Here is a 14,160-nt window from a genome sequence, read left to right on the forward strand (position 1 = left end):
TCAGTACTCCATATAGCTGATTGCTACCCTACTGAAAGAATATGTGCGTGGAAGAATGCCCAGGTAGTAGCAATTCCTCCTAAGAGGTAGTGAGCTACACCTACTGCCCGACCTTGAGTGATGCTCAAAGCGCGAGGTTGAATTGCTGGTGCTACCTTCAGTTTATTATGAGCCCAAACAATGGATTCAATGAGTTCTTGCCAGTAACCACGACCACTGAACAGGAACATCAAGCTGAATGCCCATACAAAGTGAGCGCCCAAGAAGATTAGACCATAAGCAGACAGCGCACTTCCGTAGGAGTTGATTACCTGTGAAGCTTGCGCCCACAAGAAGTCACGCAACCAGCCGTTGATTGTGATGGCACTTTGGGCAAAGTTACCACCAGTAATGTGAGTTACATTACCTGCTGCGTCTACAGTTCCCCAAACATCAGATTGCATCTTCCAGCTGAAGTGGAAAAGTACAATTGATAGGGAGTTGTACATCCAGAATAGTCCGAGGAATACATGATCCCAACCGGATACTTGACATGTACCACCACGACCTGGCCCATCGCAAGGGAAGCGGAAGCCCAAGTTTGCCTTGTCTGGAATCAGACGAGAACTACGAGCATACAGCACACCCTTTAATAGGATGAGAACGGTTACGTGAATGGTAAAGGCATGAATGTGGTGAATTAAGAAGTCTGCTGTACCCAAAGCAATGGGAGCAGCTGCTACTTTACCGCCTACAGCCAAAATACCGCCGCCGAATACATAGCTAACAGGTTCTAAAGCATTGGGCGCTGTTCCACCTGGAGCTAAGGCATGGATATTTTGTATCCACTGAGCAAATACTGGCTGCAATTGAATTGCTGTATCGGAGAACATGTCTTGGGGACGGCCCAAGGCACGCATTGTGTCGTTGTGGATGTACAGTCCAAAGCTGTGGAAGCCAAGGAAGATACAAACCCAGTTTAAGTGAGAGATAATCGCATCTCGGTGACGAAGTACCCGATCCAGTACGTTGTTTTGGTTAACAACTGGATCGTAATCACGCACCATGAAAATCGCAGCGTGAGCAGCACCACCAACAATCAGGAAACCACCGATCCACATATGGTGAGTAAAGATACACAACTGCGTAGCGTAGTCAGTTGCCAAATATGGATAGGGTGGCATCGCGTACATGTGGTGCGCGACGATGATAGTCAAGGAGCCATAGAAGGCAAGGTTTGTTGCCAACTGAGCGTGCCAAGATGTGGTCAGGTTTTCGTAAAGACCTTTATGACCTTCACCTGTGAACGGGCCTTTGTGGTTTTCGAGGAGCTCTTTAATGCTGTGACCGATACCCCAGTTGGTGCGGTATTGGTGACCAGCAATAATGAACAGTACAGCGATCGCTAAGTGGTGATGAGAAATATCAGTCATCCACAAGCCGCCTGTGACTGGGTTAAGACCACCTTTAAAGGTTAGGAAGTCAGCATAAGCACCCCAGTTCAAGGTGAAGAAAGGTGCTATACCATTTGCAAAACCTGGGAAGAGGTCAATTAGCACGCTCTTGTTCAGGATCAACTCGTGGGGCAAGGGGATATCTTTAACAGCTACCCCTGCATCCAATAGCTTGTTTGTTGGTGCAGACACGTGAATTAAGTGTCCAGCCCATCCCAAGGAACCACAGCCTAGCAATACTTGCAGGTGGTGATTCAGCATGGATTCCACATTCTGGAACCATTCCAGTTTAGGAGCACGCTTGTGGTAATGGAACCAACCAGCAAACAGGAACAAGCCTGCTAATACTAAACCGCCAATGGCAGTGCAGTAGAGCTGGAATGAGTTGGTAATACCCCAGCCACGCCATATATGGAACCAGCCAGAGGTGGTTTGGATACCATAGAAGCCGCCGCCGAGATCGGCATTTAAGATGTCTTGCCCGACAATAGGCCAAACGACTTGAGCACTAGGCTTAACGTTGAGTGGGTCACTGAGCCAAGCTTCGTAGTTAGAGAACTTAGCACCGTGGAATATCATCCCGCTCAACCAAATAGTCACTACAGCTAAGTGACCAAAGTGGGCTGCGAATATCTTGCGGGAGATATCTTGTAGATCGCTTGTATGTGTATCAAAATCGTGGGCGAGGGCGTGTAGGTTCCAAATCCATGTGGTGGTTTTGGGACCTCTGGCTAAGGTTCTGTCGAAGTGTCCAGGTTGTGCCCATCTCTCAAAAGAGGTAGGTACCGGATCGTTATCGACTAGTACTTTTGCCTTTTTTTCCTCTCGCTCCGGAGGACTAATCGTCATTCGACCTCCTCTCAAGATAAGGAATGAGGAATCAGGAAACCACAAAGTTAACCATTATCGCATCCGCCAGATTTTCTGGGGGGCGATTAAGACCCGATGTGGAAGTTTGTTTCTGTTGAATTATAAAGTCTTAAGTTGTACATTGTTGGAGAGAATTTAACAATAATTCAAAATCACTGGAATAATTGTCTACTCTGCCTTTGAAGTTCAAACTAATTGACAAAAAGTCAATAGATTATCCATTTTATTTACAAACGATAACAATTCGTAAAACTTATAGTTTACCTACTCACAGCAAGAGTTTCAGCAGTTGTGCTTGCTTTTGTAGTCGACAAATTTGCTATTGGGAAAAAAAACTGTCACGAAGATGACATATTGAGGTAGTTCACGAAAAAACACAAACTAAAGATAATTTAGCTGTGACAAACTGTATAAGTTCACAACTTAGGAACAAGGAACTAGGTGTGAGGAAGTAGGTATTAGTATTTTTTATTCATATAGTCAAAAATTTTTAAGATAACGGGTAATTGGTAATCGGTAATGGGAAGAATTTCTCTCTTACTTCTCTACCCCTTACTACCTCTGCTCCCTCATCTGCCTTACTTTTGGGCTATATTTCCCTATGGGCAGTGTGAGCCAAAACAATCTGTCAGTTGTTGGAAAATATACGCTGGGTGGAATAAGGCATGAACTCGTGGCACAAAGCAGTGTTAGAGAATCTCCTCTGTTGGAGGTTCGCTGTGGTGAGATGGTTAATGACATTTTTATTAGTCTTGAGTTTGGCAAGCTGTGGTGATAAAGCTGTCAGCCAAGATGTCGCAGTGGGTAATCGAGCAACCCCACAAAAAAGTTTTCAGGAATTTGCGGAAGTTTCTCCACCAGCAACAATCCAAGAACTGCGCTCCGCATTGGAGATCTACCAGCCACAGGTGGCGATTGTTACACCTCAAGCTGATGAAGTCTTGTCTGATAATCAGATAACAGTCCGCTTTCAAGTTAAGGATCTGCCTATATATAAAAATCCAAAATGGGAATTGGGGCCTCATCTCCATGTAATTTTGGATAACCAACCACATATAGCTGTTTATGACTTAAATAAGCCATTAGTTTTCTCGGACTTAGCCCCAGGAACTCACAGCTTACGTGTATTCGCATCTCGCCCTTGGGATGAAAGTTTTAAAAATGAAGGTGCTTACGCCCAGATAAAATTTCATATTTTAGCCAAAACTGATGATAATAATCCCGATCCAGCACTACCTGTACTAACCTACAGCAGTCCTCAAGGTGACTATGGGGCAGAACCAATATTATTAGACTTTTATTTAACTAACGCTCCCCTACACCTTGTTTCGCAAGACAACTCCAACAGCGGAATCAGTGATTGGCGGATTCGTTGCACAATTAATGGTGAAAGCTTTGTTCTTGATCGCTGGCAAGCAGTTTACCTCAAAGGTTTCAAACCTGGTAAAAACTGGGTGAAGCTAGAATTTCTTGATAACCAGGGTAATCCTGTCAAAAATGTCTTTAATACTACAGTTGGGTTGATTAATTACCAGCCTAAAGGTAAAGATACTCTTTCACGAATTGTTAGCGGCGAACTCAAAGCTGATGATGTGCGTAGCATTGTCGATCCAAACTATATTCCGAAGACACCACCTGCTGAACCTGCACCTACCCCTGAACCCACGCCCGAAACTAAGCCAACTCCAGCAATTGAGATTCCAGAAACACCTATAACAGAACCACCAGTTCTACCATCACCAGAAACTAGCCCAGAACCACTGCCAGTTGTACCATCACCTGCTGCACCTGAATTACCTGAAAAAGTTACTCCACAACCAGAAACACCAAAAGGCGGATATTTCCAACGCCGTTCTCGCCCTACGGCTACACCATCTCCTAGCGTGTCGCCAACATTACCACAGGTAACGCCAACACCTGCGGCGACAGAATCGCCTCAACCCCAGGTAACGCCAACACCTGCGGCGACAGAAGCACCTCAACCCCAGGTAACGCCTACGCCTGCGGTAACAGAAGCACCTCAACCCCAGGTAACGCCTACGCCTACGGTAAAAGAATCACCTCAACCCCAGGTAACGCCAACACCTGCGGCGACGGAATCACCCAAGCCTCAGGTAAAACAGCGGACAAGAACGGATTTGAGTAAATATTTCCAGCGTCGTCCACGCCCTACTCCTGAAACATTGCCCACTTTAGCGCCAACACTACCGGAAATTATCGAATCTCCTGCACCGCCAACGCCTGCTGCTGAAGGCGAAAGCGTTCAGGAATAGCGGTTAGGATTTACCCAAAAATACTTAAATTGAGGTTTTGGGCTAAAACTTCTATAAATGCTAGCCCCGCTACGGGATTACCTACTTTATCTAAGGCGGGGCTATAACAAGCGATCGCACCTTCACCTGGTACTATTGCTACCAGCCCCCCACCAATACCAGATTTCATTGGTAGACCAATTTTGACAGCAAACTCCGCAGAAGCTTCATATAAACCGCAGGTTAACATGACAGCGTTAACAATCCTGCGGTTTTTTGTTGCTAAGAAGGAATTTTCACAAGCTAAAAGTTGTCCCAGTTTGGCTAAATCTTCTACAGTTCCTGAAAGACAGCATATTTGCTCGTATGTGTCAAGAGCCATGTCAAGGTTTTTCAGGTGTCCGGTTTGCGCGAGATGATTAGCGATCGCTTGATTAGCTGGGGAACGAGTTAATCGGACTGAAGCTAGCATAAGTTCATCTAACTTGAGTTCACAGCTTGCTAATTGGTTCAGCCAGAGACAAAATTGCTGAGTGCGATCGCTGGCATTTTCTCCCGGTAATTTATCAGCCAGAGTAATTGCGCCACTATTAATCATGGGATTGCGGGGGTAACCGCGATCGCTAATTAATTGATCAAGGGAATTGAAGGGCGCGTCTGAGGGTTCCACCCCTACCCATCGCAAAACCTTCTCCGCACCGAAATGTTCTAAGAGATAGAGTAGAGAAAAGGCTTTGATTACACTCATCAAGGGAAACACACAACGGGTATCACCTAAGCTGTAAGTTTGTCCCGTTCCACAACAGATGTGAACTGCAAACCAATCAGGGTTAGCCATATTCAATCGGGGAGTGCGATCGGCGACTCTTCCGCGATCGGCTTGGGATTTGGCTTGCTGTACCCAAGCAGATAACTCTATAGTGGTGATTGCTGTCAGTCCTTTCAAAATAGATACAGCCCTTGCAAGATTTTTCGATAAAGTAAAAAGGCAACTCTAAAAGATAAGAATAGCCGAAGCGATCACCTATTCAATTTGCATTGGTTGATAGGTATGACGCTTATTCATAACTATGTCGTTTCATTTGGAATTTTAGATTATTTATGATGCCCCGTGTAAGAGCGCCAGAATTACCACAAAATAGTACTTGGTTTAATACCGATACACCATTATCTATTAAGCAACTCAAGGGCAGAGTCGTAATTTTAGATTTCTGGACATACTGTTGTATAAATTGTCTACATATTTTACCAGAATTAAAATATTTAGAACAAAAATATAAAGATAGTCTGACAGTTATTGGCGTTCATTCTGCCAAGTTTGATAACGAAAAAGAGACTGAAAATATTCGCCAAGCCATCTTACGTTATGACATTGAACATCCTGTTGTAGTCGATAGTGGTTTTCGGGTTTGGCAAGAATATACTGTGCGTGCTTGGCCGACTTTAATGATTATCGATCCGCAAGGTTATGTAATTGGCTATGTTTCTGGTGAAGGACATTGTGATGCTTTAGATGAATCACTAGAAAAACTAATTTCCGAACATCAAGAAAAAGGTACGATAAATTTTCAAGAACTCAGTCTAAATTTAGAAAAGCAGCGTCAACCATTAATTACACCTTTAGCTTTTCCTGGTAAAGTATTAGCGACATCAGCAGGTTTATTTATTGCTGATTCTGGTCATCATCGCTTGGTAATGAGTAGCTTAGAAGGCGAAATTATACAGATTATTGGTACGGGTAAATCTGGTTTAACTGATGGTAATTTCAGTGAAGCTGAGTTTTCTTCACCGCAAGGAATGGCGTTTGATACAGATCATCAAATTCTCTATGTTGCTGATACAGAAAACCATGCTTTGCGGCGAGTTGATTTACAGCGCCAAGTTGTAGAAACTATAGCGGGAACTGGTGAACAAAGCCGTAATATTCGTCCTGATGGTGGTGTTGGTTTGTCAACTAAATTAAATTCGCCTTGGGATTTGGTGAAGGTAGGAAATACTCTATTTATTGCTATGGCTGGGCCGCATCAAATTTGGGAAATGAATTTGGAAAATGGCGTAATTAAAACTTATGCTGGTACTGGTGCAGAAGGTTGTGTTGATGGTTCACTGAATGAATCCGCTTTTGCTCAACCAAGTGGAATTACTAGCAATGGTGAAGAATTATATATTGCTGATAGTGAAATTAGTTCTATTCGCGGTGTGGGAATTATAGAACCGCGTGTAGTTAGAACTCTGTGCGGTAGCGGAGATTTATTTGGTTTTGGAGATGTTGATGGACAGGGTGAAAATGTCCGCTTACAGCATTGCTTAGGAGTGGAATATGCAGAGAATTTTTTATGGGTAGCAGATACTTACAATCACAAAATTAAATTAGTTAGTCCTAGCACAGGTAATTGTCAAACAATTTTGGGTGATGGTGTCATAGGTTTGCAGGATGGACAAGGTAAAAATAGTAGATTTTTTGAGCCTTCAGGATTGAGTGTGATGGGTTCAAAGTTATATATTGCTGATACGAATAATCATGCTATTCGTTGTGTAGATTTAAATTCTTTTGAGGTGACAACATTGCAGTTTCAGGGTTTGTGTGCGCCAGATGTTTGCGTTCCGTCTAATTTTTAGGATGATTTCTCACACATTCGACAAATTGACTGTCTCCCCATTGCTAAAGCAAGGGGATTCTTTCACTGTGCATCGCTTGTCTGCGAGACGCTAACGCGAACGCTCGCACGTCCCTAAGCACACAGAGCTACACTTAGAGTGAGGGCGGAACCTCAAACCAGTGGGCGCAGCCATAACGCCGACTACTGGGACATCAAAACATCCCAGATACTTTCTACGAATATTGATGGAACCAACACCATCTCGATGGAACTCAAAGCCGCATTTACATTTGTAGGTGCGATTTTTGGGTTTGTGGCGTTGACCGCATGATGGACAAGTTTGGCTGGTATATTTCTCGCACTGAATCTCAACTTTCATCCCCATTCTTTGAGCTTTATAGGTGAGAAAGGTGCGAGTTTCGCCGTGTGACCATTGATGCAGTTTTTGATTAGACTTAGTTCCAAAATCAATTCGCGCTCTAATATCTCTGACATCACCTATTGCCAGGGTTTGTACGCCTCTAGATTTGAGCGTAGAAACAAGCTTACTGGTTTGTTTATGCAGGATATCTTTAATTTGATTTTTGACTTTAGCTAACTGACGTTGTTTGGATCTGACTAGTCTTTTCCTGTTCTTGGAACCTCGCTTTTTTGTATCAACTAATGACGCTAACTTAGCTTTTAGCTTGTTTTGGTACTGGCGTTTAGATCTCAGCAAACGACCATTAAGTATGAAGGTTTGCGCTCCATCATGGGCAACGGCAAGATGAATTTCTCCTAAGTCGATTCCTGCAACAGTTCCCGAATTAGCTGGTTGTACAGGGGTGACAGCATAGCAAGCTCTAATTTCATATTGCTCGCCGTCCCATCCCATTTCTACCAATTTAGGAGTTTCCCAATTCCAATCAATAATCAAGGGTGCGTTCCCCTTGCCGTTGGATAATTGCAGTTTCCCATTTTTCACCTTGATGGCTGATGATTTCCATTGAACTTTGAAAAATCGTCTACGTCTTCTTGGTGGATGGGCGTTTGGGTCTGCTTTGCGTCTTGATCTCCATGATTTGAGACTGGCATAAAAACTCTGGACAACCGCATCTGCACTGTGAGCGTGTAAGCTGTCGGAGTTGTGCCAACGCATCATAGAAGATGGTTTGAGCCACAATCCCTTATTACGAACTGTGCGCCAGAAACTAACTACTGTGCGAGAGTATAATTCGCCAGCAGCTAAAGCCAGTTCACCCATCTGTTGATTGTTGCCAATCTTGAGTTTCCTTACTGTGTATTCGCTCATAGAAATAGTATATAGCATAAAGCTGTATAATGATGACATGAGGCGAAAATATAACTCTAACAACAATGTTGTTTATTCTTGCAAGTACCATATAGTCTGGACTCCCAAGTACAGACGCAAGGTCTTAAAAGACGGTGTAGATACTCGGCTAAAAGAACTACTCCAACAAATAGCAGCAGAAATCAAAGTTGAGATGATTGAGATGGAAGTAGTGGAAGACCACGTTCATCTACTGATTGAGGTTGATCCTCAGTTCGGTGTCCACAAAGCAGTTAAGCGGTTCAAGGGTGCAACATCTCGCTACTTGCGCCTAGAATTTCCGCATCTCAAACAAAGACTGCCTACTTTATGGACTAACTCTTACTTTGTATCGACAGTAGGGGGCGCACCACTAGAGGCAGTTAAGGAGTATATTCAAAACCAGAAAAATACTTGACGGCGATTAAAATCGCCTAGCAGCTTACCCCATGTCTAAAGCCAGGGGCTTGCGCTGCATGGATTATCGGTCAACACAAAGGTAAGCGGATGATTCATGGTGGTCGCGTCTCGTAGAGAAGCAATCCCAGCCCTTGCGATTGCTTCATTCCGCTTCCCGTCTCCTGACGGAGACGCTACGCGAACGGGACGCTACGCGAACGCTCCATTCGCAATGACATTGTGTAATTAATTATGTTTAACTACTTACAATGCTAGTTCACGAGAATTGGCGATCGCCGACGATTTTATGCGATCGCTATCTGTGGGATCAATTTTTCATACCCTTTTTGCCTACTACTGAAATCCAGCAACTGGGGAAGATTCAGCGGCGAAGCGGAGTGCCTGGTGCTGGCTGCGTCCATCTTGACCAAGCACCACAAGTCTTTTTGCCCGTACCAGGCACCTCTGAGTCTAGGGTAGCGTTCCGCAGTTGCGTCAATCTTCCCTGTCGCGCTTTTTTGTTAACGATCGCTTGACTTTTAAGACAGTCGCTACTTCTGGTGCCGTGCCCCTACTCATCTGTCGCGTTGTTTTTTCAAAATGGTATTATTTCTCCTCATCCCCCTCATCCCTTGTCTATCCTAAGAAGCTTTTGACTGTAACTGTTCCAGTCTCGCTAATACTTCTGTGCTGTGAATATTGGGATTGACTTTAACGAAAGTCTCACGCAGAATCCCATCTGGATCGATGATAAAACTATGACGCATAGAAACGTAACCAATCCAAGAACCATAAGCTTTACTAACTGCGCCAGTTGTATCTGCTAACAGGGGGAATTTTAAACCTTCTGAATCACAAAATTCCGCATGAGAATCTACATCATCAGCGCTGACACCAATAATTTGAGTATTCTGGGCTAAATATTTGGGTAAGTCTTGCTGAAAACGCCGCGCCTCTATGGTGCAGCCAGAGGTAAAGTCTTTGGGATAAAAATAAAGAACTACCCATTTACCACGCAAGTCCGAAAGAGAAATGTTACCGTTGCCTGTGTTAGTAGGCAAGGTAAAGTCCGGTGCAGGTTGATTAATGGCGGGTAGTTTTCCACCTAGCGCATCAGCAGTTGGTGTAAAGTTCAGCCAGCTAATGACAGCAACAAAGCTGGCAAATAATATGCTTAAAAAATTGCGACGAGAAATCATGGTACAGATAAGAATGATAACTTAACATAAGTTTACAGTTCTTATTCACTGTTCTTCTGATTCCGGCTGAGATTCGGCTGGGACATCTGTACTTTCTATGTATTGGCTATCGAGGAGAAAAGCCCCTTTAGCAAAGCGAATACCCCAATATCCACCAGGACGATGATCCATCACTATACCTTCTTCTCCCAGTTGAATCACATTTGGGGGGCGAAGCATGGGCATGGGTTCGGCTGTTTTGACGTAGGGCGGTAGTGCTACAACACGTACTTTACTACCAATAATGAATTCTTTAGACATTTTGATCCAACAAAGAGTTTTGAATAACTCATAACTCAAAACCCCCAGCAAAAGCTAGGGGTCAAGGCAACAGGGTGAAAGTCAAGAGTCGGAGAGACGCGATTAATCGCGTTTGTACTCAAGAGACAAAAAGTTGATGAATTCGGATTATTGATTCTGGACTAAGTAAAGCGGTGGAAATAAACCCAACTATGTTAAAAAACGTAAATAGGCTTAAAATTCTTACAAATGACCAATGACCAATGACTAATGACAGCCTTTACCAGCTATCTTTAATTGCACCGCTCACTTATACCAAATAACGCTTGCACCTCAGTGACAGGTAGATGCCAAAGTAATTCTGGTTGCCAAGTATCGGGGTCTAAGTGGGAATTGTAACCGCGTTGGTATGCTTGCCACAGTTTGTCCCAACTAAAATTTTGTCGCTGATTTTGGCGTTTGTGGATGGCGCGTAATAGTCCCAACCCCAACATAAAATTAATGGGGCTAAACTTGGTTCCTAAGAGAAAAGCCTGTACTTCTGCTTCCCCAATCAAGTCTGTACCATAGCCTGTAATCGCATGAATACCATCGTGGAGTTGTTTGCGACGAGGGCCTGTAGTGAAGGGTTTTAAGTTATTCTGCTCCAATAAATCTGCCCAAGCTCTGCCAAAAGTGCCTTGAGGAAGCGATCGCAATTTCTCGATGTATACTATTTGCGGCACTGCTAGCCCTTTGGCTTCAGCTTTACGGTCAAGTAAATCTAAGAGTTGTTGCAGCCGAGGAATGGCATTTGCGGAAGCAGTAACAGGTTGCATCATCTTCTATTTGTAGATTGTGATATGCAAATTCCCAACTTTAGCAAAGAAGTTGGGAATTTAGTTTTTAACAATGGTTTAGAACAAACAAACAACCAAGATAATCTTAGGAATTAACACTTATTAACTAATGCGGTAGAAAGTGGTAGTCAGCCTTTATTTTATGATTTTATTTATGGTTGTTGTGTGCCTTGGTTAGAATTACGTTGTTGCCAGCGTGCACGTGCATTCTCACGCATTTGCTGTAATTTTGTGCGTTGTTCGGGAGTCAAAACTGCTTGAATTTTTTGTTGTGAAGCCTGCATAATTTGCTTGATTTGGGTTTTTTGGGCTTCTGTTAAATTCAGAGACTCAAAACCTTTCTTCCCAAACTCACCAGGCTGTTGACCTTGGGGACGCTGTGCACCTTGGGCGCGACGCTGACCTCTTTGCGCTTGACGTTGCTCAAATTGCGCTTTTAACTGGTCTTTTTGTTCTTGGGTGAGAATTCCTTCAATTTGGGTGCGGCTATCGCGGCGAATTTGTTGAATTTGGGTTTTTTGTGCATCGGTCAACCCTAATTGTTGCCAAGGCCCTTTATTTGGGCGTTCTCCACGTTGTCCATTGGTGTTTTGTGCAACTACTTGCTTATGTCCAGAAAAACCTCGTTGTGCTTGAGCGGCAAAGGGAGTTGCGGTTAAAGTTAAAGCGATCGCACCAGCTACCAAAGATAATGTTTTAACTTTCATGATTGACCTCGTGTGTTTTTTCCTTTTCTGATGTCACCATCTTACGAACTCGTCTTCAGTCAACACATGAGGAAAAAGTCATGGATACACCCATGACTTTAGTCATTATTCATTCATGAGCAATCATACTAGTCATTTCAGGTAAATTAAATTAAGGTGAAAAAACTGCTGATTTAGCAGTTTATTTTTGTATTTCTATTTAAAAGGCTTGTAATTCCCTCGGTGGATGTACGTAAATAAGAACCATGCTGTAAGAATTTGAGGAATCAAGCTCTTGCTATATAGAAGTATTATCCAATAAAAATTTCAGCAACTAATTTTATTAATTCATTTAATTAACTTTTACTGTTATGAAACCTCCAATAAAGATTCACAATCATCCGTTTCGATTTCTACTTTATTTAGAGTGGATACTGTTAGCAATTGCTATGCTAACTGCGATTATGCCTTCTCCACCACCGCCACGTTTTGCTGCGAGGTTTCACGAACCCAGTCCCGAGAATTTAATAGTTGCTACTGGCTGTTTAATTATTTTTGGTTTGATGGGGTTGAGATTACCCACTGGCAACCAAATAAGTAAAATAATTTTTACAGCTATTGAAGTTTTTTTGATTTTTACTACTGGTTTTGTAGGAGGAAGAATTTCTCGGCTTTTCCCTTTTATCTATATGATTTTAGTAACTCGTAGTTGCTTAATTTTTCAGTTACCAGGGCGTTTAATAGTTACATTCATATCATTTCTTTTATTCTGGCTAACACTACAGCGTAAGTGGCAGAATTTTCCGCCACCACCGCAATTTCAAGAGCGCTTTCAATTTTTTACTCTGAGTTTATCTTTATTATTTGGCTTAAGTTTGATTTTTGTCTTAATGTTAATGAATACAGTATTATCCGAACGCCAAAGCCGCGAAGAATTAGCTGTTGCTAACGAAAAATTGCGTCAATATGCTCTCCGCATTGAGAATCAAGCAACTTTAGAAGAACGTAATCGCATTGCGCGGGAAATTCATGATTCTTTGGGACATTCCTTAACAGCATTAAATCTGCAATTAGAAACAGCTTTAAAGCTTTCACAATCTAATCCCAATAAAGCTCATGATTTTTTGAAGAGAGCGAAAGAATTAGGTTCTAAAGCCTTACAAGATGTGAGACAGTCTATTTCTACGATGCGTTCTCATCCCTTGCAAGAACAATCTTTAGAACAAGCAATTAATCAATTATTAGAAGATTTTCATCATGGAAATGGTTTTTCACCAATTTGCATGATTAACTTAGATCATCCTTTACCCAGCGAAATTAAAATTGCTATCTACCGCATCATTCAAGAATCATTAACTAATATTTCTAAGTATGCCAAAGCCACAGAAGTGAGGATAGAAATAGATAAAACTCCTAGGGGGTTACATTTAACTGTTCAGGATAACGGTCACGGCTTTGACTTTAGGCAAAATACTACTGGGTTTGGCTTGCAAAGTATGCGCGATCGCACTTTAGCAATTGGTGGTGTATTTAATATTAACAGTACACCTGGGGAGGGTTGTAAAATTATAGTTGATGTTCCTCTAATGAGGCTGAATAGATGATTAAAGTATTACTAGTAGATGACCAAAATTTAATTCGACAAGGATTAAGAGCTTTATTAGAACTAGAAACAGATTTAGAAATTGTGGGAGAAGCAGAAAATGGAGCTATAGCACTGAATTTAATTGCTGAATTGCAACCGAATGTAGTATTGATGGATATTAGAATGCCGATCATGGATGGAGTTGCAGCTACAAGAGAAATTCAACAGCAATTTAGCGGTATTAAAGTTTTAGTATTAACAACTTTTGATGATGATGAATATGTCAAAGCTGCACTCCAGAATGGGGCAATGGGTTATTTACTCAAAGATACACCTTCAGAAGAATTAGCTTTTGCCATTCGTGCTGTTCACAGAGGCTACACTCAATTAGGGCCAGGGATAGTCAAAAAATTATTAACGCAGTTTCCGACCTTAGAACCAACCCCACCACCAGAAATTCCGCCTAGTTTAGCAGAACTGACTCCTAGAGAAAAAGAAGTTTTACGTCTAATTGCTCAAGGTGCTAGTAATCGAGAAATAGCCCAACAACTCTACATTTCTGAGGGGACAGTTAAAAACCATGTGACCAATATGTTGAATCGTCTCAATTTACGCGATCGCACTCAAGCGGCCATTTTTGCTAATACATTTTTAGCATATTTAAATGACGGCGATTAAGTATCAATTAAAATTATTACTAATAAACTAA

The 14,160-nt window shown here is 42.4% G+C and carries 13 protein-coding genes; 6 read left to right on the top strand and 7 right to left on the bottom strand.

The window, feature by feature from the left end:
• Positions 1-23: 23 nt before the first annotated feature.
• Entirely contained in the window at positions 24-2,282 is a 2,259-nt protein-coding gene (psaA, locus tag HG267_RS01795) for a photosystem I core protein PsaA (RefSeq protein WP_045869806.1), read from the bottom strand.
• A 686-nt stretch (positions 2,283-2,968) separates the two neighbouring features.
• On the opposite strand from psaA, the gene HG267_RS01800 reads away from it, so the two are divergent.
• On the top strand, positions 2,969-4,576 hold the full coding sequence (locus HG267_RS01800; protein WP_052335154.1) for a hypothetical protein: 1,608 nt from the start codon (positions 2,969-2,971) through the stop codon (positions 4,574-4,576).
• Between the two features lie 10 nt (positions 4,577-4,586).
• On the opposite strand, the gene glsA is transcribed toward HG267_RS01800, so the two are convergent.
• Positions 4,587-5,501, bottom strand: coding sequence for a glutaminase A (gene glsA, locus HG267_RS01805; protein ID WP_045869808.1), 915 nt, complete (start codon positions 5,499-5,501; stop codon positions 4,587-4,589).
• A 155-nt stretch (positions 5,502-5,656) separates the two neighbouring features.
• On the opposite strand from glsA, the gene HG267_RS01810 reads away from it, so the two are divergent.
• Positions 5,657-7,174 (top strand): thioredoxin-like domain-containing protein, encoded by a 1,518-nt coding sequence (locus HG267_RS01810; RefSeq protein ID WP_045869809.1) that lies wholly within the window; start codon positions 5,657-5,659, stop codon positions 7,172-7,174.
• A gap of 90 nt (positions 7,175-7,264) precedes the next feature.
• On the opposite strand, the gene HG267_RS01815 is transcribed toward HG267_RS01810, so the two are convergent.
• Positions 7,265-8,446: an RNA-guided endonuclease InsQ/TnpB family protein gene (locus HG267_RS01815; RefSeq protein WP_045869810.1), complete on the bottom strand. Its 1,182-nt coding sequence runs from the start codon at positions 8,444-8,446 to the stop codon at positions 7,265-7,267.
• A 37-nt stretch (positions 8,447-8,483) separates the two neighbouring features.
• Here HG267_RS01815 and tnpA point away from each other — a divergent pair, with 37 nt between their 5' ends.
• Positions 8,484-8,882, top strand: a complete 399-nt coding sequence (gene tnpA, locus HG267_RS01820) for an IS200/IS605 family transposase (protein WP_045870113.1) — start codon at positions 8,484-8,486, stop codon at positions 8,880-8,882.
• A 250-nt stretch (positions 8,883-9,132) separates the two neighbouring features.
• The gene (locus tag HG267_RS01825) at positions 9,133-9,399 is read left to right on the top strand and encodes a hypothetical protein (RefSeq protein WP_194007813.1); all 267 of its coding nucleotides are present in this window, start codon (positions 9,133-9,135) and stop codon (positions 9,397-9,399) included.
• Positions 9,400-9,504: 105 nt separating this feature from the next.
• Here the strand turns inward: HG267_RS01825 and HG267_RS01830 are convergent, their stop codons facing one another.
• The 4 genes from HG267_RS01830 to HG267_RS01845 form a co-directional block, all read right to left on the bottom strand.
• Positions 9,505-10,062: a peroxiredoxin gene (locus HG267_RS01830; RefSeq protein ID WP_045869811.1), complete on the bottom strand. Its 558-nt coding sequence runs from the start codon at positions 10,060-10,062 to the stop codon at positions 9,505-9,507.
• Between the two features lie 45 nt (positions 10,063-10,107).
• Positions 10,108-10,362 carry a regulatory protein SipA gene (sipA, locus tag HG267_RS01835; protein ID WP_045869812.1) on the bottom strand — a complete coding sequence of 85 codons (255 nt, stop codon included), beginning with the start codon at positions 10,360-10,362 and terminating at the stop codon, positions 10,108-10,110.
• A 272-nt stretch (positions 10,363-10,634) separates the two neighbouring features.
• Complete coding sequence (locus HG267_RS01840; RefSeq protein ID WP_045869813.1) at positions 10,635-11,162, bottom strand: Coq4 family protein; 528 nt, start codon at positions 11,160-11,162, stop codon at positions 10,635-10,637.
• A gap of 170 nt (positions 11,163-11,332) precedes the next feature.
• Positions 11,333-11,887, bottom strand: coding sequence for a Spy/CpxP family protein refolding chaperone (locus HG267_RS01845; RefSeq protein ID WP_045869814.1), 555 nt, complete (start codon positions 11,885-11,887; stop codon positions 11,333-11,335).
• Between the two features lie 350 nt (positions 11,888-12,237).
• On the opposite strand from HG267_RS01845, the gene HG267_RS01850 reads away from it, so the two are divergent.
• A complete protein-coding gene (locus tag HG267_RS01850; RefSeq protein ID WP_045869815.1) occupies positions 12,238-13,470 on the top strand; it encodes a sensor histidine kinase in 1,233 nt (410 codons plus the stop codon).
• A complete protein-coding gene (locus tag HG267_RS01855; RefSeq protein WP_045869816.1) occupies positions 13,467-14,129 on the top strand; it encodes a response regulator in 663 nt (220 codons plus the stop codon). The genes HG267_RS01850 and HG267_RS01855 overlap by 4 nt, the downstream gene beginning before the upstream one ends.
• Positions 14,130-14,160 lie beyond the last annotated feature (31 nt).

Source organism: Tolypothrix sp. PCC 7601 (genome assembly GCF_025677855.1).
GTDB lineage: Bacteria > Cyanobacteriota > Cyanobacteriia > Cyanobacteriales > Nostocaceae > Aulosira > Aulosira diplosiphon.